Origin of the sequence: Corynebacterium simulans (genome assembly GCF_001586215.1) — a bacterium.
Lineage (GTDB): Bacteria > Actinomycetota > Actinomycetes > Mycobacteriales > Mycobacteriaceae > Corynebacterium > Corynebacterium simulans.
This window is the reverse complement of the sequence record NZ_CP014634.1, coordinates 1848257-1870643: the sequence shown is the minus strand read 5'-3', so window position 1 is coordinate 1870643 and position 22387 is coordinate 1848257. Positions and strand designations below refer to the sequence as shown.

Annotated in this window: 25 protein-coding genes and 1 pseudogene; 13 read left to right on the top strand and 13 right to left on the bottom strand. The window is 60.1% G+C overall.

Features of this window, described 5'->3' with window-relative positions; all coding sequences use genetic code 11:
- Window positions 1-51 precede the first annotated feature (51 nt).
- The 5 genes from WM42_RS08705 to otsB all read left to right on the top strand — a co-directional run bounded on the left by WM42_RS08705 (window position 52) and on the right by otsB (window position 4966).
- Window positions 52-1244 (top strand): IS3 family transposase gene (locus tag WM42_RS08705; RefSeq protein ID WP_145915032.1). Its coding sequence is split into 2 segments (ribosomal slippage): window positions 52-331 and window positions 331-1244, totalling 1194 coding nucleotides; the frame shifts between segments, so codons are not numbered across the junction.
- A 677-nt stretch (window positions 1245-1921) separates the two neighbouring features.
- Window positions 1922-2269: a hypothetical protein gene (locus WM42_RS08695; RefSeq protein ID WP_062037217.1), complete on the top strand. Its 348-nt coding sequence runs from the start codon at window positions 1922-1924 to the stop codon at window positions 2267-2269.
- 5 nt (window positions 2270-2274) lie between these two features.
- Window positions 2275-3705 carry an alpha,alpha-trehalose-phosphate synthase (UDP-forming) gene (locus WM42_RS08690; RefSeq protein WP_062037213.1) on the top strand — a complete coding sequence of 477 codons (1431 nt, stop codon included), beginning with the start codon at window positions 2275-2277 and terminating at the stop codon, window positions 3703-3705.
- On the top strand, window positions 3702-4199 hold the full coding sequence (locus tag WM42_RS08685) for a metal ABC transporter substrate-binding protein (protein WP_235591083.1): 498 nt from the start codon (window positions 3702-3704) through the stop codon (window positions 4197-4199). The genes WM42_RS08690 and WM42_RS08685 overlap by 4 nt, the downstream gene beginning before the upstream one ends.
- 20 nt (window positions 4200-4219) lie before the next feature.
- Window positions 4220-4966: a trehalose-phosphatase gene (gene otsB / locus WM42_RS08680; RefSeq protein WP_062037210.1), complete on the top strand. Its 747-nt coding sequence runs from the start codon at window positions 4220-4222 to the stop codon at window positions 4964-4966.
- Between the two features lie 115 nt (window positions 4967-5081).
- On the opposite strand, the gene WM42_RS08675 is transcribed toward otsB, so the two are convergent.
- Window positions 5082-6191, bottom strand: a complete 1110-nt coding sequence (locus WM42_RS08675; protein ID WP_062037207.1) for a LacI family DNA-binding transcriptional regulator — start codon at window positions 6189-6191, stop codon at window positions 5082-5084.
- A 118-nt stretch (window positions 6192-6309) separates the two neighbouring features.
- Between WM42_RS08675 and WM42_RS08670 the strand changes: the two genes are divergently transcribed.
- Genes WM42_RS08670 through WM42_RS08655 form a run of 4 tightly spaced genes read left to right on the top strand, consistent with a single transcriptional unit; the run spans window position 6310 to window position 9710 of the window.
- Window positions 6310-7263 carry a metal ABC transporter solute-binding protein, Zn/Mn family gene (locus tag WM42_RS08670; protein ID WP_062037204.1) on the top strand — a complete coding sequence of 318 codons (954 nt, stop codon included), beginning with the start codon at window positions 6310-6312 and terminating at the stop codon, window positions 7261-7263.
- Complete coding sequence (locus WM42_RS08665) at window positions 7263-7964, top strand: metal ABC transporter ATP-binding protein (protein ID WP_062037201.1); 702 nt, start codon at window positions 7263-7265, stop codon at window positions 7962-7964. The genes WM42_RS08670 and WM42_RS08665 overlap by 1 nt, the downstream gene beginning before the upstream one ends.
- A complete protein-coding gene (locus WM42_RS08660) occupies window positions 7942-8898 on the top strand; it encodes a metal ABC transporter permease (protein WP_201057362.1) in 957 nt (318 codons plus the stop codon). The genes WM42_RS08665 and WM42_RS08660 overlap by 23 nt, the downstream gene beginning before the upstream one ends.
- Window positions 8899-8909: 11 nt before the next feature.
- Window positions 8910-9710, top strand: coding sequence for a CE1 family esterase (locus tag WM42_RS08655; RefSeq protein WP_062037196.1), 801 nt, complete (start codon window positions 8910-8912; stop codon window positions 9708-9710).
- 168 nt (window positions 9711-9878) lie between these two features.
- Here WM42_RS08655 and WM42_RS08650 read toward each other — a convergent pair whose 3' ends face one another.
- The 3 genes from WM42_RS08650 to WM42_RS08640 all read right to left on the bottom strand — a co-directional run bounded on the left by WM42_RS08650 (window position 9879) and on the right by WM42_RS08640 (window position 11054).
- On the bottom strand, window positions 9879-10235 hold the full coding sequence (locus WM42_RS08650) for a hypothetical protein (RefSeq protein ID WP_062037194.1): 357 nt from the start codon (window positions 10233-10235) through the stop codon (window positions 9879-9881).
- Between the two features lie 11 nt (window positions 10236-10246).
- Window positions 10247-10630: a TetR/AcrR family transcriptional regulator gene (locus WM42_RS08645; protein WP_235591244.1), complete on the bottom strand. Its 384-nt coding sequence runs from the start codon at window positions 10628-10630 to the stop codon at window positions 10247-10249.
- 133 nt (window positions 10631-10763) lie between these two features.
- Complete coding sequence (locus WM42_RS08640; protein WP_145915050.1) at window positions 10764-11054, bottom strand: hypothetical protein; 291 nt, start codon at window positions 11052-11054, stop codon at window positions 10764-10766.
- Here WM42_RS08640 and WM42_RS13285 point away from each other — a divergent pair.
- Window positions 10974-11403 (top strand): annotated as a pseudogene (locus WM42_RS13285) (integrase core domain-containing protein); the annotation flags it as partial. The gene WM42_RS08640 and the pseudogene WM42_RS13285 sit on opposite strands and share 81 nt — an antisense overlap.
- A 462-nt stretch (window positions 11404-11865) precedes the next feature.
- Here the strand turns inward: WM42_RS13285 and rlmB are convergent.
- The 5 genes from rlmB to WM42_RS08610 all read right to left on the bottom strand — a co-directional run bounded on the left by rlmB (window position 11866) and on the right by WM42_RS08610 (window position 16060).
- The gene (gene rlmB / locus WM42_RS08630; protein WP_062037186.1) at window positions 11866-12813 is read right to left on the bottom strand and encodes a 23S rRNA (guanosine(2251)-2'-O)-methyltransferase RlmB; all 948 of its coding nucleotides are present in this window, start codon (window positions 12811-12813) and stop codon (window positions 11866-11868) included.
- A 9-nt stretch (window positions 12814-12822) separates the two neighbouring features.
- On the bottom strand, window positions 12823-14247 hold the full coding sequence (gene cysS, locus WM42_RS08625; protein WP_432416264.1) for a cysteine--tRNA ligase: 1425 nt from the start codon (window positions 14245-14247) through the stop codon (window positions 12823-12825).
- Window positions 14248-14335: 88 nt separating this feature from the next.
- Window positions 14336-14818 carry a 2-C-methyl-D-erythritol 2,4-cyclodiphosphate synthase gene (gene ispF / locus WM42_RS08620; RefSeq protein ID WP_062037182.1) on the bottom strand — a complete coding sequence of 161 codons (483 nt, stop codon included), beginning with the start codon at window positions 14816-14818 and terminating at the stop codon, window positions 14336-14338.
- The gene (gene ispD / locus WM42_RS08615; RefSeq protein WP_062037179.1) at window positions 14815-15504 is read right to left on the bottom strand and encodes a 2-C-methyl-D-erythritol 4-phosphate cytidylyltransferase; all 690 of its coding nucleotides are present in this window, start codon (window positions 15502-15504) and stop codon (window positions 14815-14817) included. The genes ispF and ispD overlap by 4 nt, the downstream gene beginning before the upstream one ends.
- Complete coding sequence (locus WM42_RS08610) at window positions 15476-16060, bottom strand: CarD family transcriptional regulator (protein WP_061924655.1); 585 nt, start codon at window positions 16058-16060, stop codon at window positions 15476-15478. The genes ispD and WM42_RS08610 overlap by 29 nt, the downstream gene beginning before the upstream one ends.
- A gap of 219 nt (window positions 16061-16279) precedes the next feature.
- Between WM42_RS08610 and WM42_RS08605 the strand changes: the two genes are divergently transcribed.
- Both WM42_RS08605 and radA read left to right on the top strand, forming a co-directional pair.
- Window positions 16280-16873: a hypothetical protein gene (locus WM42_RS08605; RefSeq protein WP_061924658.1), complete on the top strand. Its 594-nt coding sequence runs from the start codon at window positions 16280-16282 to the stop codon at window positions 16871-16873.
- Between the two features lie 106 nt (window positions 16874-16979).
- Window positions 16980-18356, top strand: a complete 1377-nt coding sequence (radA, locus tag WM42_RS08600) for a DNA repair protein RadA (RefSeq protein WP_062037176.1) — start codon at window positions 16980-16982, stop codon at window positions 18354-18356.
- On the opposite strand, the gene WM42_RS08595 is transcribed toward radA, so the two are convergent.
- Both WM42_RS08595 and WM42_RS08590 read right to left on the bottom strand, forming a co-directional pair.
- Window positions 18353-19090, bottom strand: coding sequence for a hypothetical protein (locus WM42_RS08595; RefSeq protein ID WP_082787662.1), 738 nt, complete (start codon window positions 19088-19090; stop codon window positions 18353-18355). The two genes, radA and WM42_RS08595, sit on opposite strands and share 4 nt — an antisense overlap.
- Before the next feature lie 71 nt (window positions 19091-19161).
- A complete protein-coding gene (locus WM42_RS08590) occupies window positions 19162-19788 on the bottom strand; it encodes a carbonic anhydrase (RefSeq protein WP_062037170.1) in 627 nt (208 codons plus the stop codon).
- Between the two features lie 47 nt (window positions 19789-19835).
- Here WM42_RS08590 and WM42_RS08585 point away from each other — a divergent pair, with 47 nt between their 5' ends.
- Window positions 19836-20699, top strand: a complete 864-nt coding sequence (locus WM42_RS08585; protein WP_201057360.1) for an HhH-GPD family protein — start codon at window positions 19836-19838, stop codon at window positions 20697-20699.
- 9 nt (window positions 20700-20708) lie between these two features.
- On the opposite strand, the gene WM42_RS08580 is transcribed toward WM42_RS08585, so the two are convergent.
- Entirely contained in the window at window positions 20709-21977 is a 1269-nt protein-coding gene (locus WM42_RS08580; RefSeq protein ID WP_061924672.1) for a threonine/serine exporter family protein, read from the bottom strand.
- 47 nt (window positions 21978-22024) lie between these two features.
- Window positions 22025-22195: a DUF4236 domain-containing protein gene (locus WM42_RS13045; protein ID WP_005529875.1), complete on the bottom strand. Its 171-nt coding sequence runs from the start codon at window positions 22193-22195 to the stop codon at window positions 22025-22027.
- Window positions 22196-22387 lie beyond the last annotated feature (192 nt).

Sequence of the window (22387 nt, the reverse complement as noted above, 5' to 3'; positions counted from 1 at the left end):
GACACCTGATATCCAGCCCAGTCGAGCTGGGAAGAAAGGTAATCTACCACCATGTCCAGGTACTCCGAACAGTTCAAACGCGATGCCGTAGCCCTCTATGAGAACAACGAGGATCTCTCGCTGAACTCAGCATCAGCTGAGCTCGGTATCAACCGTGCCTCGCTACATTCTTGGGTCAAAAAGTACGGCACTGGCAAACGTGCCCGCACGAAGGCCGTGCACGATCAAGCCCAAGCGGCGAATGATTCTGCGCGAATCCGTCAGCTGGAAAAAGAAGTCTCTAAGCTGCGCGAAGAACGCGACATCCTGCGTAAGGCCGCGAAATATTTTGCCGAAGAGACTCACTGGTGATCCGCTTCCAGTTTGTCGATGACCACCGAACCGAGTACTCGGTTAAGCGGATGTGCGATGTGTTAAAGCTGAATCGTTCCTCGTTTTACAAGTGGGTGAGCACCCGTAAAAAACGCAGGTTAAAGATGTATTCTGATGCCGTTATTGGTGCAAGAATCAAGACCATCTTCGATGATGAGCACGGGCTTTATGGTGCTAAACGCATCGCCGCAAGCCTCAAGGAGGACACGACGTATACCCCGATCAATCACAAGAAAGTTGCACGCATCATGAAATCCATGGGGTTAAAAGGCTTTAGCAAACGGCGTCGATGCATTACTACCAGGCGTAAGCCTGGTCACCGTGTCATGCCAGATCTAGTAGGCCGCAAGTTCACAGCTGGCGAGCCAAATCGTGTGTATGTCGGTGACATTACTTACCTGCCGTGTAGGGGAGGCAAAAACATGTACCTTGCCACAGTCATTGACACGTATTCACGTAAACTTGCAGGTTATGCACTCGCAGACCACATGCGGGTCTCACTAGTTATCGATGCTCTAGCCCACGCACACGGCGTGCGCGGCAGTCTTGATGGGACTATTTTCCATTCCGATCACGGCAGCGTGTACACCTCACAAGCCTTTAGGAACTACTGCTCGTCGTTAGGTGTGCGCCAGTCCATGGGCGCGGTTGGAACGAGTGCCGATAATGCCCTGGCAGAATCCTTTAACGCCACCTTAAAGCGGGAAGTACTGCGTGATCGGAAAGTCTTTAACAACCCAATTAGCTGTCGTCAAGAGGTCTTCCGGTGGTGCATGCGCTACAACACGCGCCGGCGGCACTCCTGGTGCAATCTCGTAGCTCCTGATGTCTTTGAAGCCGAGACTTCGGCTATACTGACCACAGCAGCATAGCCAGCCCCCGATGTGTCCACTTTCCGGGGGTCGGGCCCCGCAGCGATCAACCACCTGGCCAGCCTGTTTATAGCTTTTTCCAGCGTCAACAAGTTTCAAAGCTTTAGCGATGCGATCCCGCTCGCGTTGTATGGCTCCACCGCGACTGGTATTAGCGAGTTCGATACCGTCTTGGGCAAGGTATCGGTAAGCAGTCTGTGGGAAACCAGTCTCTTTCAGTGCGCTATGCGCAGACTGGCCGCTTTCTACAAGAGCAACGACCTTTTGGTACTGATCTTTGAATTTATTCTCAGTCAGACTCCGCTGACGCTGACCACGGCTAAGGCCCTCAGCCTGACGCCACACCTTCGCCGTAGCCTTCGAGACCCCCAACTCCTTCAGGATCACCGACATCGGACGCGCATCATGCAGATACGCCTCCACGTACCGCTCACACAGCCTCTTATCACTTGACATCTACACAACCTCCTAGCTGTATAGATGCATTCACCACCTGAACTCGCCTTCCCTGCACGGCACCGATTTGGCAGTTAGGGCGAAATCCTCGCCGTGCCCGGCGCCATAACCCAGGCCCACAAAATAGATCTCTGCGCACATAGCCCCGAATCCGCACCGCACGGCCGCATGGCGTAGAATATGCGGTCTGAAAGCTTTCACAACTCGTTCAGGAGGACTTCGTGCCACCAAAGGTCACTGACACTCAGCCCGCTGCAGACCAGAACAATGCAGTCGAGGAGGAGACCGCCCGCGCTGCGCGCCGCATCGTCGCTACTTATGCTGAGGACTTCCTCGATGGCGTGACCTTGATGTCCATGCTCGGCGTCGAGCCAGATGGCTTGGTACACAAGAAGGTCCTTGCAGAGCAGGAAGACGCTGCGCCAAAGAAGACCTCTAAGAAGTCCTCGAAGAAGGCAACCAAGAAATCTTCGAAGAAGACCACCAAGAAGGCAACGAAGAAGTCGACCAAGAAGTCCACGAAGAAGACCGCCAAGAAGGCTTCTAAGAAGACCACGAAGAAGGCCTAAGAACAATGTCTGGCCACGACAATTCCTTCGTGGTGGTGGCCAACCGCCTCCCCGTGGATCTGGAGATCCAACCGGACGGCACCCGCACCTGGAAGGCCTCGCCTGGCGGCTTGGTTACTGCTTTGTCGCCAGTGCTGGAGGCCGAGCAAGGCTGCTGGGTGGGCTGGCCAGGCATCACAAACGACGCCCCGGAACCTTCCCACACCGAAAACGGTGTGCTGCTGCACCCGGTCAAGCTAACCGACGTGGATTATGAGGGCTTCTACGAAGGCTTTTCCAACGCCACCCTGTGGCCGCTCTACCACGACCTCATCGTCACCCCGCAGTACAAGCGCGAGTGGTGGTACTCCTATCGCGAGGTCAACCTGCGCTTTGCCGAGGAAGTAGCAAAGGTCGCAGCGCCCAACGCCACGGTGTGGGTACAGGACTATCAGCTGCAGCTGCTGCCAGGCATTCTGCGCCAACTACGCCCCGATCTCACCATCGGCTTCTTCCTGCATATTCCATTCCCTTCCGCAGATCTCTTCCTGCAACTGCCATGGCGCGAAGAGGTCGTCCGCGGGTTGATGGGCGCCGATGTCATCGGATTCCACCTCGAATCCAATGCCCGTAACTTCTTAGAGCTGGCCACTCGACTCGGCTTAGAGGTCACGGGCGAGGTCAGCACCCGCGACATCACTGCCGGCATCAAGGTCGATGGCCGCACCGTTGGCGTGGGCGCGTTCCCGATCTCCATCAAGTCCTCCGACATGACGCGGTTCAGTAAGGCGGAGGACCGCGACGTCGCCAAGCTGCGTGCGGAATTCGGCGGCCACCACCGCGTCATCTTGGGCGTCGATAGGCTGGACTACACCAAGGGAATCCTGCAGCGTCTCAAAGCTTTCGAGGAGCTGCTGGAGTCGCAGGCGCTGGATCCGAGCGAGGTTACGCTGGTACAAATTGCCACGCCTTCGCGCGAGCGCATCGACCATTACCGCGTGACCCGCTCGCAGGTCGAGGAAGCCGTAGGCCGCATCAATGGGCGCTTCGGCCAGATTGGGCGGCCAGTGGTCCACTACGTGCACCGCGCAGTGGACAAGGACATGCTACGCAAGTACTACCGGCTTGCCGACGTCATGCTGGTCACCCCCTTCAAAGACGGCATGAACCTGGTGGCCAAGGAGTATGTGGCCTGCCACGACGACGGCCGCGGTGCATTGGTGCTCTCCGAGTTTGCCGGCGCCGCCGCGGAGCTCAAGCAGGCCAACCTATGCAACCCTTTCGACATAGAGTCCATCAAACGCGCCCTGCTCAGCGCATTGAAGGCGCTTGATGATTCACCCGACACCATGCGCCAGCACATGCTCGACCTGCACGCACAGGTGGTCCAACACGACGTGGATGTATGGTCGCGCGCCTTTTTGAGCGCCCTAGAGAAAGCAGCGAAGAACAAGTGAAGCGAGTAATTACAGCGGCACTTCTCGCCGCATCAATGACACTTAGCGCCTGCGGCTCCGAGGATTCAGGGCCGCAGCCACGCGGTGACGAGAGAATCGTGGGCAAGGACTGGCAAGTAGTGGCTATCTACACCAAGCCGGATGAGCCTTCTGCGATTCCGCAGACCGCTAAGGCGGTGCCACAAATGAGCTTCGGCGAATCCTCCATTGTGGGCTCTACTGGCTGTGCGCCGTTCCAAGCCAAGGTCTCCTACAGCGAGGCCGAGGATGCCGCCAATATCCGCGACGCGGACACCATGCACATCGATAAGGTGCGAATGGATACCCGTCCCGACGATTGCACCGGCTCGGCGCTATGGGCAGATAACTTATTGCGCAATCTGTTGGCGGAAGACCATGATTTTGAGGTTCGGCTTAACCCGAATAATCAGCTGGTGCTGACTCTGGATACCGCCGAGGTGGACTCCCCCGCTATTCGTATGGTCTCGCTTTAGGGCTGTTTTAGGATGAGTGCATGATTGAAAAGCTCGCAGCAACCAAGCATCTGGCCGTAGTTTCTGACTTTGATGGCACCCTCGCCGGTTTTGCCAATGACATCTATGAGGTTCACGCCGAGCCGCGGTCGTTGGCTGCCCTAGAGCGTCTGGCGCAGCTGCCGGATACCACGGTAGCTGCGCTTTCTGGGCGCCACTTGGAAGGGCTAAAGCGCGTCTTCCCGCTGCGCGAGCCGGTTCTGTTGGGCGGCTCCCACGGCGCGGAATCCTCGTGGCAGGACTCTTCCCTTTCGCCGGAAGCCCAGGCGCACTTGGACCGCAAGGAAGCAGAAATCCGTGAGCTGATGGAGCGCTTTCCTGGCGCAGAAATTGAGATTAAGCCTTTCCAGCGCGTGTTCCACCTGCGCCGCTTGGAGCTTACAGACCCAGAGCTAGCCGCCGAGGCCTACGCTGCTGGCCGCGCACTCGACCCAGCCGGTTTCCCCATGACTGCCGGCAAGTCTGTCATCGAGTTCTCCGCCACCCAGGCCACGAAGGGCTCATGGATTTCCGAGTTGCGCGAGCGCGTCGGCGCCACCGCCACCGTCTTCCTGGGAGATGACGTCACCGATGAAGACGGATTCGCGGTTTTGAATCAGCCACCAGACCTGGGCGTGAAGGTTGGCGAGGGCGAGACGCTAGCCGCACACCGCGTTCCGGATATTGCGGCTGTGTCTGATTTCTTGGAGGAGCTCGCTGCGGCCCGCGCGGTTCACCTCGGCGCTTAAGCGTGATGCGCGATAAACAGGGCAAGCGCGGTAAATAGGGCAAGCGCGGTACATTTTGCCAAACAAGGCGCTGATTTCGGCAAGTTTTGGCGCAATATTTGGCAAAGTGTGCCGACTAGAGCCGCCAATCCAATAAATGCTGCTCGCGCGGCGAGCCCACCGTGGTCCCCTCGTTGAAGCGGGTGGGCAGCAGCTTGTGGTCGTGCGCTGGGGCAGTCTCGGAAAGCGCGGCGTCGATGTGCTCGGCCAACATGTGGCCTGCCGCCGCGCCTTTGGCTTTATTCGGCTGGACCACGGTAGTAAGCCCCGCCAGCAAGGCGGTGGTGATGCCGTCAAACCCCGTCACGGAGAGGTCTTTCGGTGCCGCGAGGCCAGCATCGCGCAAGACGCCGAGCACGCCGAGCGCCATCGAGTCGGTGGTGCACAGCACGGCGGTCAGCTCAGGGCGCGCGGCAAGCAGCTCTTCCGCGGCAGCGCGCGCGGTGCTCGCATCGTTGATGTGGCGGGTGACAATGGGAATCTCGCCAATGCCTGCCTGTGCAAATACATCGAGAGCGCCCAGCACGCGGTCGCGCTGGACGTGCATGTCTGCGCGTTCGACCTGCTCCGGGCTCACGAAACCATCGATGCGCTCGTGGTGGAGACGAATGCACAGGATGCCAATGCGGCGATGGCCGGCCGCGAGCAACGCGCGGGCGGCGGGTTTGATTGCCTCTCGGTCATCGATGCCCACGAAGGGAAGGCCAGAGTCCTTGGGCTGATCGCAGACCACCAGCGGAAGACCACGCGTTCGCGCCGCTTCCACGGATTCGGACGAGACCGAGTAGATAACGAAGCCATCCACGGCGGCGCGGGTGAGGAGGGCGGCAGCGTCGTCGGAAGGGGCGTCGGGCCCTGCGGGAATCAGAGTTAGGGTGGTCGCGGCACCCGTGGATGCCTCTGCCATGCCGGCTAGAAAATCAACGGAGGCGGCGTCCTCGAAGGCGTAGGACAAGTGCTCGGTCAGGAGGACCCCCGTGGAGCCCGCGCGGCGGGTGCGCAGGCTGCGCGCGGTGGGGTCGGGGCCCGTGTAGCCGTGGGCTGCGGCCGCGGAGAGAATGCGCTCGCGCGTGGCTGGGGCCAGCTGGTCTGGGCGATTATATGCATTGGAAACGGTGGTACGCGAAACACCCAATTCAGCAGCCAGCGAGGCTAGCGTTTTCCGATTCTGGCTGCGTTTTACCATGCTGGCTACCCTACCCTGTTCACCTCTGCGTTTCGCGTTTCAGGCAAGGTCTTTAGCGAGCGGATTTTCAATACATTTCCATTTGACAACAATTTTCAACAAACGCAAACTAGAGGGCATGAGTTTTTCCCTTAAATCCCTGGCTGCGCCCGCCGCTCTCCTGTGTGCAGCCAGCCTCACCCTGGCCGGTTGCTCCAGTACCGATAGCGCCGACGAGGACACCATCAAGGTCGTCGCCTCCACCTCCATCTGGGCAGATGTGGCCCAGGAAGTCATCGACTCCGCACAGAGGCAAGACGTCAAGATTGAGGTCGAGCCAATCGTCAAGGGCAACGGCGTCGACCCGCACCACTTCGAGCCCACCGCGGCAGACATCGCTAAGGCCAACGAAGCCGACGTCCTCATCGTCGGCGGAGGCGGATACGATTCCTGGCTGTACCAGGCAGTAAAGAACCAGGACGAGATCATCCACGCCCTCCCTCTGACCGACCACGGCAAGCTCGACGAAGAGCCGGACGTCGTCACCGCGGCAGAGGCCAAGGTCATCGCCAAGAAGGAGCCCTCCAAGGTCACCAACATCGAGGGCAACGAGCACGTCTGGTACGACGCTGCCGCCATCGAGAAAGTGGCCACCGAGGTCGCCGACCTAGTCAATGAGGCCAACCCAGAGGCCAAGGCATCTGCAGACCCGCTGTTGGAGCGCGTCGAGGACATTAAGAAGCGTGTCGAGAAGCTGCCGAAGCTCAACTATGCGCAGACCGAGCCGATTGCGGACTACATCATGAAGTACACCCCTGCTTTGGACGTGACGCCGGAGGGCTTCCGCAAGGCCACCGTGTCTGAGGGCGAGCCGACTGCCGCCGACCTCGCACGCTTCCTAGAGGCCATCAAGGAAGACAAGGTCGATCTGCTGATTTATAACCCACAGACCGAGACCGATATCTCCTCGCGCATCCACAAGGCAGCTGAGGAGCGCCACATCCCTATCGTGGAAATCGGCGAGACCCCACCAGAGGGCACGAACTTCCTCGACTACTACGAGCAGGCCGTGGACCACATCGAGGCAGCTTAGTGCTGGTTCAATTTCATGAAGCGGCCGTGGAGCCGCTGTGGTCGGGGCTCAACCTGGGCGTCGACAAGAGCGAATTCATCGCCGTCTTGGGGCCAAACGGCGTGGGCAAGTCCACCTTGCTGGGCACCATCCTGGGCACGCGCCAGCTCACCAGCGGGCGCGTGGACGTCAATTCGCGGGTTGGTTTCATTCCGCAGCAGCGCATGTTTCCGCAGGATCTTCCCATGCGCGCCCGGGATTTGGTCTCACTGTCGTTGGCACACGGGGCCATCGCTAAGCGACGCCCCTCCCGCGCCCGCGTCGACGAACTCCTCGCCGAGGTGGGTGCCACGGGCATCGCCGAGCGCCGCGTGGGGCAGCTTTCGGGCGGTCAGCAACAGCTCATCAGGCAGGCCCAGGCGCTGGCCAATGACCCGCAGCTCATCCTTGCCGACGAACCATTACTCTCGCTCGATCCTGCCCGCCAGCAAGCGACCGTGGAAAAGCTCGACCGCTGGCGCAAAGAACGCGGCACCTCCGTGTTGTTCGTGACGCACGGCATCAACCCGGTGCTAGGCGTGGTGGATAAGGTGCTCTACATCGCCCCGCATGGCCACATGTTTGGCGCTGTGGATGAGGTTATGCGCTCGGATGTCTTGTCTGAGCTGTATGGTTCCAAGGTCAACGTCATCGAGGTCGATGGGAGACTCATCGTTGTCTAATAAGTTTTTCGAAGACACCCAGTATCTGCTCGGCGTCGATTTCGTGCAGTCTTCCCTGTGGGCGTGCGCGCTGCTGGGAATCTTGTCTGGTGTGATGACCTCGCTCATCGTGCTGCGCCAGATGTCCTTTTCGGTGCACGCGACGTCTGAGCTCGCCCTGATGGGCGCTTCGGCTGCCCTGCTTTTCGGATTTAACTTAGGCTTTGGTGCCATCGCGGGCGCCATCGTGGCCGCCATCATCCTGGCGGTGTTGGGGCTGAAAGGCCAGCAAGACAGCGCTATTGGCGTGGTGATGAGCTTTGGCCTTGGCCTATCGGTGCTCTTCTTGCACCTCTACCCGGGCAATTCCAATATGGCGATGACGCTGCTGACCGGCCAGATCGTGGGTGTTTCCGCAGCCTCGGTGTGGCTGCTGGCGCTGACTACCGTCATCATCGTGGGCGTCGTGTTGCTCTTCTGGCGCCCGCTGCTTTTCGCTTCCGCCGACCCGGTCATGGCGCAGGCAGCCGGCGTACCGGTGCGCACTATCTCCGTAGGCTTTGCCATTCTGGTGGGCCTTACCGCGGCGCAGTCGGTGCAGATTGTCGGTTCGCTGTTGGTCATGGCGCTGCTGATTACGCCAGGCGCAGCGGCGGTGCAGATCACCTCCTCGCCGGTGCGCGCGGTGCTGTGGTCCACGCTTTTCGCCGAGGTCGCCGCCGTGGGTGGCCTTATCCTCTCGCTAGCACCAGGCTTGCCGGTCTCGGTCTTCGTGACCACGATTTCTTTTGTCATTTACCTGGTTTGCCGTCTCATCGGCTGGCTGCGCAACCGCCGTGCCGTGCGCGACGACATCGCAGCAGCACGCGTTAAGAAGTCCCATTTTGAGGGCCGCAGCGATGCCGAACGCCACCACACCAGCACGCACGACGAAACCTGCGCTCACCCCGACTAAACTTTTGCTCCATGACCATCGTGGAATTTCAGGGCCGAAAGCGTAAGTACACCGTCGTCGCGCCGGAGAATCCCGGCCCGAACCTGCTGCTTTTACTCCACGGTTCGCTGCAAAATGGCAGCGTGATGCGGCGCTTTACAAACGGCACTTTTGATGAGCTCGCCGCCCGTACAGGCACGGTGGTTGTCTACCCCGACGGCGTGGACAGGCACTTCAACGACGCCCGCGCGGTGCTTCCGGTCAAGGCCCGTGAGCTTGGCATTGACGACGTCGCGTTCCTCCAGCACGTGGTGGATACAATCCACCACGAGTACGGCACGCAGCGCACCTACGCATGCGGTTATTCCAACGGTGGGCAGATGGTAATTCGCCTGCTTTTCGACGCCCCCGGCTTCCTCGACGGCGCCTGCATCTTCGCATCGACGATGGGCAGCGGCTCTAACCATGCGCCGTCTAATCCCGATGGTTATAAGCCCACCCCAATTCTCATGATGCACGGCACTGCGGATCCGCTAGCGCCTTATGAAGGCGGCCAAGCTGGCCTCGCCAATAGCTCCCGCGGCGAGGTTACTTCCGCGTTGTGGACTGCGCAGCGCTTCGCCACGATGAACGGTTGCTCTAAGGCCAAGGTAACCCGCCCGTTTTCTGATGTGTCTTTGCATTCCTGGGAAGGTGACAACCCCGTCGAACTGTGGACCATGGAAGGCGTGGGCCACGTCATCCCCTCGGGCAACGAGCTCGACGCGCGCTTGGGCCCGAATACCGATAGCTTCATCGCGGCCCAAGTGGTGGAGGACTTCTTCGGCTTATAGCTGAAGCGTCCTGGGCTTAGTTCCTACCTCAGGTAAGTGAAGTGTCCCAGATTCTGTTCCGTCTGGATAGATGGGACAAGACTTGGAACACTTCAACTCCGGAACCAAGATCCTTTCAACCTAAACGTGTCATTCATGGTAAATAGTGGACGACAATTCGTGGCGGGTTCAGACAGCCTGAGCCTTTTCATTGATGCGCGTTGCACATTCAGTCGGATTATTCAAGGACACGATGAGCCGATCGAAATGCTCGTCTTTAAGCTCGATGACAACGGCATTCTCATAGCCGCTGATGTTCCAGAATTGTCGGCCGCCACCCGTGTGGAAGGTGCCCGCTAGCTTCTGTCCGCTGCGCAGCCCTGGCGCGCGAAGACCTTTAGGCTCGTGCTTCATGCCCGGGTCATGGGTAGCGCCTCGCACATGCTCCCACGGAACCGTGATGCTGCCGGTCAGAGACCAAAGCTTGTCTAGCCCGAGTGGTTCGATGATGAGCTCTGTATCTGTCAGAGTGAGTTTGTTGTTCATAATGGCTCTCCTTAGTGTTTGCGTCCTTGTGCACGGGCCAGCACATGCTGTCCTAGCGATTCCGGGCCGGTGAAGCACAGTTCATAAGCCCGCTGGATAAGCTCGCGTAAATCCTTACTGACTGGCGCCACCTCAACCAGTGCCACCACCACGAAGTCCTTTGCAGCATCCGACAGTCGGCCGCCTTCAGCTTCAGCGCACACCGTTTCAGCTGCTGCACGAAACAGTCCATGTTTCGAGCCGAAGAGGTTGTAGAAACTGGACCGGTTAAGTCCCAGCTGATTCACCACATCATCCACGGAGACTGCAGTGAATCCGCTCGTGCCAAATAACGTGATCGCGCCGGCAAGAACTTCTCTTTCATTAAATTTACGAGGCCGCCCCATGAGTTTCATACTACTCATTCCAGAACGGTTTGTCCATAACTAGATCGCTGTTGGCCACACAGCGAAGCCGAATCATTCAAGCGACGTTTCTAACAAATAGAGGCCGCCGCGAAATGTGCCAACGTAACAGAAAATCCCCGCCTCAATGTGAGACGAGGGACAGAGGGCGAACGGGGACTAGTTCAGGCCCGGAATCTTTGGCAGCTGTGGCTGCGGGGATGTTGAGACTAAAGACGCGGTTGATGGTGGGGATGAGGTCGTAGGCAGCACCGCCAAGGACTGCGATGACAGCCAGGATTGGAGCAATAATCTTTGCGCCGCGGCTCGAGCTAGCGAAGAAGGCCGCAGCCATGTCGTCGGCAGATGGCTCGTTGGTGTTGCTACACGCTCGACGATGCGTACCGATACGCTGCCCATGGAGGCATTGGAACATGCGTTAACGACTGCAGGACGAATCCATGGAAACCAGCTGATTCACCATAGCGATTGAGGCAGCCAGTACATGTCACTGAAGTATTCCACCGCACTAGCGGAATCCGGCCGAGCGTCGGAACGGTCGGAGATTCTTATGACAACGCTCTCGCCGAGACAGTCAACGGGCTTTACAAAGCTGAACTCATTCACGCCCACGGCCCGTGGACATCGGTGGGGAAGTCGAACTGGCCACCTTGCGGTGGGTGCATTGGTGGAACACCAAGCGCCTTCACGAAGCATTGGACTACGCCACCCCGCAGGAGGTAGAAATCGAGTACTATCTCACCCAGCCCGTCAGTACGGGGTAGTAAAAGAAGCGGAACTAAACCCAGGACGCTTCAAAATAAGCCAGGTTAGATAGCGAAATACCGCTTTCGATGTGAGTCTGTGGTAGTCCACAGCATCCGACTCTTAGAAGCCGTGAATACAACTTCATTGTCGCGGGGGTTCATCAGAGCGGAATGCAACGGTTTAGATTAGCTACCTGCAGCGCATTGCAGGTAGAACGCTTAAAGGCTTCATACCGGCCCTCTACGACGCCTCAAACGAGGCGCACACAAACTGGTATGTGCGATGTCCGAGGCGCACACCTTGTGCTCACAATGATGGAAGCCACGTAGCCCCTAGGAGGCTTTATACCTGGAGATACGTACCCACGACACGCCGTAGCGGACACACATTTTGCTACTTAGCCCTGCCCAAAAGCTAAAACCAGGCCGAGTAAAACAGCAAAAAGGCGCCGCACAACGCGACGCCTTCCAATTTACGTGTTACTTCGCAGCGCGACGCTGCCGAGCAAACTCCGAAAGCACTGCACCCGCAGCAACGGATGCGTTTAAGGACTCAACCCAGGCGGTCATCGGGATGGACATGATGACATCGCAGTTCTCGCGGACCAAGCGGGAGATGCCCTTTCCCTCAGAGCCGATGACGATGACCACGGGATCCTTGCCACCCGCATAGGTGTCGAGCGTGTGCTCGCCGCCGGCGTCCAGGCCAACGACCTGGTAACCGGCTTTCTGGAATTCCTGCACGGTGCGGGTCACGTTAGTCACGCGCGCGACGGGCAGGCGAGCTGCGGTACCAGCAGAGGTACGCCAAGCCACCGCCGTAACCGAAGCCGAACGGCGCTCCGGAATGATGACGCCGTGGCCGCCGAACGCCGCAACGGAGCGGATAACCGCGCCCAAGTTACGCGGGTCGGTGATGTTATCCAGAATGACAAACATGCCAGGCTCGCCAGCGTCCTTCGCGCGGTCCATCAGGTCATGGAAATCGGCGTACTTATAAGGCGGAATCTGCAGGCCAATGCCCTGGTGCATACCGTTGCCGGTCATGCGATCCATCTCGTGACGCTGAATCTCAAGGATAGGAATGTTGCGGGAATTCGCAATGGCCACGGCCTCCGACAGGCGCGCATCGTTGCGGGTGCCCTGCACGACGTACAGCGAGGTAGCAGGCACCTTTGCGTGCAGGCACTCGACAACCGGGTTACGGCCGACGACCATCTCCGCCGTCTCCTTCTGGTGGCGGCCCGAGTTACGGCGCTCGCGCTCCAGCTTGGCCTTGTGCTTCGCGTGGTAGACGCGATCCTCTGCCTTAGGCGTTGGGCCCTTGCCCTCAAGGCCCTTCTTTACCTGGCCGCCACTGCCCTTAGTGGCGCCTTTCTTGTTTGTCTTGCGGATGCCCGCGCCGCCGCGGCCGTGCGTACGTGCCATGAATTCTCCTTAGGCCAGCGACCAGGTGGGGCCGTCGGCAGTGTCAGTGATGGTGATGCCAGCTGCGGCGAGGCGGTCGCGGACGGCGTCCGCAGTGGCCCAGTCCTTCTCCGCGCGGGCTTGGGTGCGGCGCTCCAGTTCTGCTTGGACGAGTGCGTCCAGCGCTGTATCCGCAGTGCTTGTCGACGCCCCATCTTTCCACTGTTCAGCCAAAGGATCAAAGCCCAGCACTGCGGCCATGGCGCGGACCGATTCGGCGATTTGCCGTGCCTGAGCTTCATCGCCAGCGCCCAGGGCCTTGTTGCCTGCGCGCACGTTGGTGTGAATCTCGGCCAGAGCGCGCGGAACGGCGATGTCATCGTTCATGGCGTCCTCGAAGGCCGAGGTCCACTCGCCCAGCGCTAGATCGTCGAACTTGTTCACGAAGTCCTCGATACGGCGGTAGCCGGCAGCGGCCTCGGTGAGGGCCGCCTCAGAGTATTCCAGCACGGAGCGGTAGTGCGCGGAGCCCAGATAGTAGCGCAGCTCAACCGGGCGGACAAGCTCCAGCATGTTGGGAACCGACAAGACGTTGCCCAAGGACTTGGACATCTTCTCGCCGGACATGGTCACCCAGTGGTTATGCATCCAGTAATTGGCAAACTTATCGCCGGCGGCATGGGACTGCGCGACCTCGTTCTCGTGGTGCGGGAACTGCAGGTCGAGGCCACCGCAGTGAATGTCGAATTCGCCGCCCAAGTAGTAGGTGGACATAGCCGAGCACTCCAAATGCCAGCCGGGGCGTCCACGGCCCCACGGGGTAGGCCAAGAAGGCTCGCCGGGTTTGGCGGCCTTCCACAGCGCGAAGTCCTGCGGCCCGCGCTTTCCACGCTTGAGAGCCTCTGGGTCTTCGCCCTGCTCCATCTCCTCGACGCGGTTGCCGGACAGGGAGCCGTAATCAGAATTTTCGGCCGCGACCCAGGCTTGGACGTCGAAGTAGACGGAACCGGCTCCGTCTGCCCCCGCGGTATCGTCAGATACCGCGTAGGCAAAGCCGGCGTCGATAAGCCGCTGCATGTAGTCCACCATTTGGGTAACGAATCCCGTGGCGCGCGGCTCTACCGATGGCGGCAGGACGCCCAGGGTGTTGTAGGCCTTGGTGAACTCGCGCTCGTAGGTGGAAACCCACTCCCACCAGGGGCGGCCATTATCAGCGGCCTTAGTGAGAATCTTGTCATCGATGTCGGTGACGTTGCGCACGAAGGCGACGTCCAGGCCCTGCGCCATGAGCCAGCGGCGCAGAATGTCAAAGGCTACGCCGGAGCGCAGGTGGCCGATGTGCGGCTGTGCCTGCGGGGTGGCACCACACAAGTAAATCGAGGCGTGGCCCTCTTTAACGGGCACGAAATCGCGTTGGCTACGGGTGGCGGTGTCATAAATGCGTAGGTTACTCACCCTGACCATTCTAGGCTATGGGCTCTTGGCTGTTTGCGGTTGCTTTAAGACACAGCGATACGCCTTCCGCGCGCGCCTTTCCCGGGAATTACTGCTTCCAGACCACCGCCGTCGCCACCGCGGCGCGGCCTTCGGAGCGGCCGGTGAAGCCCAGGTGGTCGGTGGTGGTAGCGGAGACGGAAACGGGAGCGCCTAAAATCTCACTGAGCACGTGCTCGGCCTCTTCGCGGCGCGGGCCCATCTTCGGGGTTTGTCCCACCAGCTGAGCTGCGGCGTTACCAATCACGAAGCCATTTTCTTCAAGCAGTTCACGGCACTCGCGCAGCAGGCGCTCGCCCGAAACGTTGTCGTATTCTTTGCGCCCCACACCCACGAACGAGCCCAAGTCACCGAGGTTGGCGGCGGACAAGAGGGCGTCGACAAGCGCGTGGCTGACCACGTCGCCGTCGGAGTGGCCCTCGCAGCCATCGGCGTCGTCGAAAAGCAGCCCAGCAATCCAGCAGGGCTTGCCTTCCTCAATCTGGTGGGCGTCGGTGGCAATGCCTACGCGCGGGATGATGGGCTGGGTCATGAGAGCTCCTTGTTTAAAATCGCCGTGGCCAGCGTGAGATCGATGGGCGTGGTGATTTTGAAAGCTAGTGGGTCGCCCTCGACGGTCGTGACGGGGACGCCAAACCATTCCATCAAGCTGGCATCGTCAGTGGCCACGAAATCTTGCTGGCCTGAGAAATAGGCTTCGTTCGCTTCGCGCAGCTTAGCCACGCGGAAGCCCTGCGGGGTTTGGACCGCGCGCAGCTTTGAACGGTCCGGGGTGGATACGACGCGGTGCTCGTCGACGACCTTGATGGTGTCCGCGACCGGCACCACCGGGACGACCGCGGGGACGCTGCGCACGGCCTCGGCAACGCGCGCGATCATCTCGGGCGGGGTTAGCGCGCGGGCGGCGTCGTGAATGAGGACGATGGCATCGTCGGGGATGTGTTGGAGGCCAGCCCATACGGAGTCAGCGCGCTCGCCGCCGCCGTGGACCAAGTGAGCGCTGGGCAGCAGGGCGCGTGCGTGCTCTTCCATCTCGGGGCTGACGGTGACGATCAGCTCGTCACAGACCTCCCCCATGGCCGCCGCAGAACGCTCCAGCAAAGTGCGGCCTTCCAGCTCAACATAAGCCTTCGGCAATTCGGCGCCCAAGCGGGTGCCCATGCCTGCGGCCGCGATGAGGCCGTAGACCTTAGTCTTCGTCGTCGAAGGAGAGGTCATCGAGATCGATGTCGTTGTCGATATCGGTGGTGATGGACTTATCCTCCACGATGCCGGCAGCGCGGTGACGCTCGATGGTGGCATCGATTTCTTCCATCATGGTGTCGGCCTTCTTTTCATCGACCGGGGAAGCCAGCGCGAGCTCGCCCACGAGAATCTGGCGAGCCTTGGTAAGCATGCGCTTCTCACCAGCAGACAGGCCGCGATCCTGGTCACGGCGCCACAGGTCACGAACCACTTCCGCGACCTTGTTGATGTCACCAGAGGCTAGGCGCTCCTGGTTTGCCTTGTAACGGCGGGACCAGTTGCCGGCCTCTTCCACGTCGAGCTCACGCAAAACGGAGAAGACGCGCTCGAGGCCTTCCTTGCCCACGACGTCACGCACACCGACGGTCTCGGCGTTCTTCGAAGGCACTCGAACCACAAGGTCAGACTGGTTGATCTGGAGGACGAGGAACTCCAGGGTCTCGCCGCCCATCTCACGCTGCTCAATGTCAGTAATCCTGGCAGCACCGTGGTGCGGGTAGACGACGACCTCTCCGACCTTAAATTCCATTCCCACTCCTTGTTTAATGTTCGTGCCTCGCGCGGCACGCATACAGGGCAACTAGTTTAGCACGTAGAGCTTTTGCGCTTGTCGACGCCCATGGTCTACCCCCGTATTACCCCGCCACCTACCCAACGGGTTTAGAGGAAACTGTGTACTTGGGGCGGAAAGGTACTAGGCTAAAGCGTTGATAAGCTTTGTGATCGCAATCTATGGAGGACCCTCAAAGTGCAGCCCTTGAAGACCGCCGCTCGTCGCGGTGCCATCATTTCCGTAACCGCCCTGTCTGCGCTGGCTCTGGCTTCCTGCTCGGCAGGCCACATCACTCAAACTTCCCAGAAGGTTGCGGCTGTCGATGGTTCCTCCGCTGCTACCGAGGACGGCGCTGTCGCAGTCCGCGACGTCACTATCCAGGTTGAGCCGGATTCCGGTGAGACTTCCCTGAAGTTCGTTGCCGTCAACCAGGGCTACGACGTTTCTGACGTCACCCTGGAGTCCGTTTCCGTCGATGGCCAGGACGTAGAGTTGGGCTCCACGAAGCCGATGGCCCGTGACCAGTCCATCATCGCTGATTCCGCCAAGAACCTGGAAGAGCTGAAGAAGGACAAGAAGAACAAGAACGTTCAGTACGTCGAGACCTCCCTCGAGAATGAGGACTTTGGCTACGCCGGCTCCCGCCCGGTTACCTTCACCTTCAACAACGGCACCATCGAGGTGGACGCAGCTGTTGCCGCTTCCCCGCTGAAGTCCGGTGAGTACAACCGCGACGTTGAGTCCACCGAGGGCTTTACCACCGAATCCCCTGAGGCATCTCACCACTAAGCCTCCGGGTGAAATAAGCCCTTAAATTAGCCCTTCGACCCCGCACTTTTAAGTGCGGGGTTTCTCGTTGGCGCTCGTGTCCGGTGGGTGTTTTAGAGTTACTGGCATGGCTAAGAAATCTCGTCCAATCCACACCTGTTCCGAGTGTGGCTACGTCTCTCCGAAGTGGCTAGGCCGCTGCCCAGATTGCGGCTCGTGGGGAACGCTGCAGGAATCCGCCCCGGCTGCTTCTGAGGGCACGGCTGCCTCGGCTGCGGTGACCGGGCAGATGGTCAAGGGTCTAACGCCTTCCAGCCCGGCGCAACCCATCACCAAGATTGGGGCGAGTGCTACTAAGACCATCAACACGGGTATCGGCGAGTTAGACCGTGTTTTGGGCAAAGGCATCGTTCCAGGCTCGGTTGTACTCATGGCCGGCGAGCCCGGCGTTGGTAAGTCCACGTTGCTACTGGAGGTGGCTTCAAGGTGGGCGCAGCTCGAACGCACGGCACTATATGTCACCGCAGAGGAGTCAGCGGGCCAAGTAAGGGCGCGTGCCGAGCGCACTGACGCGCTCCACGAGACCCTCTACCTAGCCGCCGAGTCTAACTTGGACGTAGTCTTCGGCCACGTTGAACAACTCAAGCCCAGCCTTATCATCGTGGACTCTGTACAGACCATGCATGCGGCAGGCGTCGAGAGCGTAGCGGGCGGCGTGGCCCAGTCACGCGCGGTCACTGCGGCGCTAACCACCCTGGCAAAGTCCACCGGCATTCCGGTGCTGCTTGTGGGCCACGTAACCAAGGACGGCAACGTTGCAGGTCCCCGCGTACTCGAGCACTTGGTTGACGTGGTGTTGAACTTCGAGGGTGACAGGCAGTCCAGCCTACGCATGCTGCGCGGCATCAAGAACCGCTTCGGCGCCACCGATGAAGTGGGATGTTTCGAGCAGACTTCCGGCGGCATTCGCGAGGTAGCAGATCCTTCTGGGCTCTTCCTCTCCCACCGCGGGAGCACGCCGGATGGCTCCGCGGTCACCGTTGCCATGGACGGTGTACGTCCCATGCTCGCGGAGGTTCAGGCGCTCACCGTGGATCCAGTGGCAAAGAACCCGCGCCGCGTGGTCACGGGATTGGACTCCAACCGCGTGCCCATGGTGCTGGCGGTTCTGCAGGCACGCGCAGGAGAGCGCACTAATGACAAAGACGCCTACGTCGCCACCGTGGGCGGCGTGCGCATCCAGGAGACTGCCACGGATCTTGCCGTAGCGCTTGCCACCTGGTCCTCTTTGCATGAAAAGCCGCTACCGCCCAAGACGGTGGTCATCGGTGAGGTGGGCCTGGCTGGCGAGCTGCGCCGCGTGCCCAACCTGGATCGCCGCTTGAGCGAGGCCGCGCGCTTGGGCTATGAAAACGCAATCGTCCCGGCGGGCAAGGTGGATGCCGCCGGGATACGGGTGCTGCAAGCTGGAACTTTGGGCGAGGCCATCGCCCTTTTGCGCTAGCTATCGAGGTTGAAGGTTTCTGCCTTCGAGGCGTGGTTACCAATAACTGCGTGCATGAAGTAGCCACCCACCGGGGCCGGTGCACGGTCATTGCACTGGTTTGGCTGGGACATTTTACGGGACCAATCAGCCTGGAAGGTGCGCTGCTTTCCTGGCTCGAAGGTGACCTCACCAGTATCCACCGGCGGGAAGCAGTCAGTATCAGCCCACTTCTTCTCATTGGTGGAAAGGTCATAGACCTCAAAGCGCAGGATGTCCTTATCTAGGTCAATCACGCAATCAGCGGCGGTAGGGTTCTTGACTTCCATGAAGAAGGTTGGGTACTCGCCCTCACTGTAGCTAGGTTGGCTGACAGTACCTACGATCTCCAAGTCCTCCAAGGCGCAGGTATTCTTAGCCGGCTCCGCGCCTGCGCTAGGCGCCGGATAAGGCGAAGACTCGCTTGGGTTTGCAGCGCTGCTGTCGGCGCTGCTTTCCGCACTGCTCGGCGCGGCGCTTACGCTGCTCGATGCCGCGTCACTAGTTGGGGCAGCGCTCGTCTTGCTGGTCTCCGGCGCAGCCTCCGAGCCGCGGGCGCTGGTAGCAGCGGTAGGCACCGACTCATCGGAGCCGCCGAACATGCTGGTCGCTGCCCAGATGAGCAGCCCGACGAGCACCAAAAGTCCAATCAGCGCAGCAACGCGGCGGCGCATGTAGATCTCTTGGGGCAGGGGTTTGCGTCGGTTATCAGTCACGCTTCCGATTTTAAGGGGTGACACAGACAAACTTGCACCAGCCCTCGCCGCGTGTCTAGGCCTAAATGGCCCTAGTCCACGCCGTGGCGCACCACCGTTTCCACGCTGGAATCTTCCAGCAGGTAGCGCAGGCCGACAACGCCGAGCGTGCCGGCGTCGAGAAGCCGCCGCGCCGCCGGCACATCAGCGATGATCTGAGAGACCGTTTGGGCCGTGTTCTCGCGCTCGAAATCGGGCCTAGTCTCACGGCCTTGGCGCTTGGCCTGCAGCGCCGAAGCCGCGACCTTCTCAATGATGGGTCGCTGCAGCCCGGTCGGCAGGTTGATATCTCCGTTCAGGAACGCCGAGGCCGCACCCACCGCACCGCAGGACTGGTGACCCATCACCACGAGAAGGTTGGCGTTTAGGTTCTCCAAGGCATAGTCCAGCGAGGCAAGCACCGCGTTGTCCAGGATATGGCCGGCGGTACGAATGACGAAGGCATCGCCGAAACCGATGTTAAATACGTGCTCAATCGGGGCGCGCGAATCGGAGCATGCCAGCACGATGACGCGCGGGTCTTGGCCTCGGGTTAGCCGGGCGCGGAGGCGCGACTCAGTGTTGACGGAGATAGCGTTTCCACTGACCAGGCGCTCGTTTCCAGCTTGTAGGGCTTCCCAAACTTTTTGGGGATCTTTCGGGACTTTTGAAAGTGGCATGGATTCAACTGTAGTCCTGAACGCAGGCTGGCTTACACTGTTTCCCGATGATTAACACCGCTGCTCTTTTGGACTGGTTTGATTCAGCCGAGCGTCCCCTCCCCTGGCGCCGCCCCGGCACCTCCGCGTGGGGCGTCCTGCTCAGTGAGGTCATGAGCCAACAGACTCCAGTCGCACGTGTGGCTCCGGTGTGGGAGGAATGGATGCAGCGGTGGCCTACCCCGGCCGACTTCGCGGCGGCCTCCCGCGCGGAGGCGCTGCGCGCGTGGGGCAAGCTGGGTTATCCCCGGCGCGCGTTGCGCTTGTGGGAGTGTGCACAGGCCATAGGTGAAAAGCCGGTGCCAAGCGACGTCGAGAAGCTGCTGAAGCTGCCCGGCATCGGCGATTACACGGCGCGGGCGGTGGCTTGTTTCCACTACAAGCGCAACGTGCCGGTGGTTGATACCAATGTGCGCCGAGTTTACGCGCGCGCCGTGGACGGCCGCTTCCTGCAGCCACAGCCTTCGAAGAAGGAACTTTCCGCCGTGGAAAAACTCCTCCCGCCAGAAAATGGTCCACGCTTTTCAGCCGCGCTCATGGAACTCGGTGCTTTGGTCTGCACGGCAAAGGCCCCCAATTGTGAAGGGTGCCCGCTACGCGAAGGTTGTGCCTGGCAGCTAGCGGGCTGCCCGCAGCCTAGTGAGGCCGAGCTTTCTAGGGCCAAAAAACGCGTGCAGAAGTTCCAAGGCACCGACCGCCAGGTGCGTGGGCTGATTCTGGATGTCCTGCGCGGCGCCGATGCCCCAGTGCCGAAGAGCAAAATCGATGTGGTGTGGTCCGATGCGGCGCAACGCTCGCGGTCGTTGGCTTCGCTGCTTGACGACGGCCTCGCGGAGCAAGATTCCCAGGGCCTTTTCCACCTGCCCCATTAATGCGGCGTTTTAGTAGCGCGAATCGTGTGGTTGGCGCGAGAAATCGATAAGCCGGCCCAGCGACCAGTCTTTATCAGTAAGCAGGCGCGCGAAGATAAGGCCGCAGCCGATGGAGAGCACAACCATCGAGGCTGTGGCGAGATTGGACAACGCTTGATCCATGTTGCCGGCATTCAAGTGATAGACAGAGCGGAACATCGCTGCGCCGGGAATCATGATGACTGCGGCGGGAACCGTGGTGGTGATACGTGGCAGATGCATGGTGCGCGCCACGCGCCCGCCCAGCAGACCGATGATCGTGCCGCCCACGAAAGCTGCGAAGTAGCTGGTCACTCCCAGCTCTAGGATGCCCAAGCGCACCATGTTGGCTACGGTGCCTACTATTGCGGCGGCAATCACCATGCGCCGCGAGGAATTAAACAGGAAGGCAAAGCCGGCGATGCCTAAGAAGCTAGCCAGGATGGCGGCTGCGTACCAGCTGGCATCGGGCACAGGTGGCGGCGCAATTGGGGTAAGTTCCGTGAACCAGCTGACCATGGCCACCGTGAAGGTAGCCGCGATGATGACGGTCAGTGCGTAGCTAAGCCGCGCCATGCCGGCGTCAAAGTCAAAGCGCGCCAAATCAATCAGCGCGGAAAACAGCGGGAAGCCGGGAATCAGGAAAAGTACTGCGGCTACATAGCCCGAGGAGAAGTCTGTGGGATTGGCTAAGCCAGCAATAGACAAAAGCTCGGTGCTCAGGAAGTAGACCAAGCTCGCCGTGGCGCCACCTGCCACAATGCAGCCGATCTGGTGCACGTGCTTATGATGCAGCGCCCACCTGACAAACTGCCCGCAAAAGGCAGCGAGCGCGACCAAGAAGACAACATAGGACTGGAAATAGTTAAGCACTGAGAAGGAAGCGCAGGCCACGCCCGCGGCAGTGGCCAAGGTAAAACCATTCCAGCGCTTGCGCACGTGAGACTCGATGTCATCGAGGAAAGCATCGAGTTCTTCCGCAGTAATGCCGGCGTAGAGGCGATTATGGGTGAGATCCTCAAGGGCTTCGATACGAGATGCGTCGACAGCTGGCGAATGCTGCTGCGCCACCACGGTGCGAAAAGCTCGCCCCTTATGGAAGGTGCACGTAATTTGGGTAACGCCTACGTTGGCGTCCAACCGGGAAAAACCTAGAGCGCGGGCCGCGCGCTTCATTCCGCGCAGCGCACGATAGCCCGACGTGCCGGCGCCCATAAGCAGCATGCCAAGGCGCAGCACAACGTCGGCTTCAATGCCCATGCGGACATAGTCACTCGTAGGTTCTTCCATGGTTGCGACCTTGTAATTTAGCGCCAGCGTCCCCGGAAGTTCAGCCCGCCAGGCAGGTTGATCCACATGCCGCCGCGGGAGTTGAAGGTCACCGGCCCCACCTTGGTGGACATGGATGCCCCAGAGCCGGAGATGTTGATCCAGCTATTCTTGCCGGTTTTCTTACGAGATCGGTATTGAATGCCCATGGCTATACAGTTTAGCGCGGTGGTCTCAGCGCGCTATCGCATTGCGGCGCCTTAGCGCCCTACTCAATGTGCCTACATGCCAAATCGACGGGACAACGCCCGCAGATTCGGTCACGATTTGGCATCTAGGGCGGCAAAGCCGCAATCGCACGCCTCAGCCCGGAGAAAATCCCCCATGCCAGTAGACTGGAA

Excerpts from the sequence above, each read along its gene's own strand:
- WM42_RS08655 (WP_062037196.1), top strand. The coding sequence starts at position 8,910 with ATGACCATCGTGGAATTTCAGGGCCGAAAGCGTAAGTACACCGTCGTC.
- otsB (WP_062037210.1), top strand. The coding sequence starts at position 4,220 with ATGATTGAAAAGCTCGCAGCAACCAAGCATCTGGCCGTAGTTTCTGAC.
- WM42_RS08660 (WP_201057362.1), top strand. The coding sequence starts at position 7,942 with ATGGGAGACTCATCGTTGTCTAATAAGTTTTTCGAAGACACCCAGTAT.
- ispD (WP_062037179.1), bottom strand. The coding sequence starts at position 15,504 with ATGACCTCTCCTTCGACGACGAAGACTAAGGTCTACGGCCTCATCGCG.
- ispF (WP_062037182.1), bottom strand. The coding sequence starts at position 14,818 with ATGACCCAGCCCATCATCCCGCGCGTAGGCATTGCCACCGACGCCCAC.
- WM42_RS08585 (WP_201057360.1), top strand. The coding sequence starts at position 19,836 with ATGATTAACACCGCTGCTCTTTTGGACTGGTTTGATTCAGCCGAGCGT.
- WM42_RS08650 (WP_062037194.1), bottom strand. The coding sequence starts at position 10,235 with ATGAACAACAAACTCACTCTGACAGATACAGAGCTCATCATCGAACCA.
- WM42_RS08640 (WP_145915050.1), bottom strand. The coding sequence starts at position 11,054 with ATGTTCCAATGCCTCCATGGGCAGCGTATCGGTACGCATCGTCGAGCG.
- WM42_RS08610 (WP_061924655.1), bottom strand. The coding sequence starts at position 16,060 with ATGGAATTTAAGGTCGGAGAGGTCGTCGTCTACCCGCACCACGGTGCT.
- WM42_RS08690 (WP_062037213.1), top strand. The coding sequence starts at position 2,275 with ATGTCTGGCCACGACAATTCCTTCGTGGTGGTGGCCAACCGCCTCCCC.
- WM42_RS08675 (WP_062037207.1), bottom strand. The coding sequence starts at position 6,191 with ATGGTAAAACGCAGCCAGAATCGGAAAACGCTAGCCTCGCTGGCTGCT.
- WM42_RS13045 (WP_005529875.1), bottom strand. The coding sequence starts at position 22,195 with ATGGGCATTCAATACCGATCTCGTAAGAAAACCGGCAAGAATAGCTGG.
- WM42_RS08670 (WP_062037204.1), top strand. The coding sequence starts at position 6,310 with ATGAGTTTTTCCCTTAAATCCCTGGCTGCGCCCGCCGCTCTCCTGTGT.
- WM42_RS08645 (WP_235591244.1), bottom strand. The coding sequence starts at position 10,630 with ATGAAACTCATGGGGCGGCCTCGTAAATTTAATGAAAGAGAAGTTCTT.
- WM42_RS08580 (WP_061924672.1), bottom strand. The coding sequence starts at position 21,977 with ATGGGCATTGAAGCCGACGTTGTGCTGCGCCTTGGCATGCTGCTTATG.
- radA (WP_062037176.1), top strand. The coding sequence starts at position 16,980 with ATGGCTAAGAAATCTCGTCCAATCCACACCTGTTCCGAGTGTGGCTAC.
- rlmB (WP_062037186.1), bottom strand. The coding sequence starts at position 12,813 with ATGGCACGTACGCACGGCCGCGGCGGCGCGGGCATCCGCAAGACAAAC.
- WM42_RS08590 (WP_062037170.1), bottom strand. The coding sequence starts at position 19,788 with ATGCCACTTTCAAAAGTCCCGAAAGATCCCCAAAAAGTTTGGGAAGCC.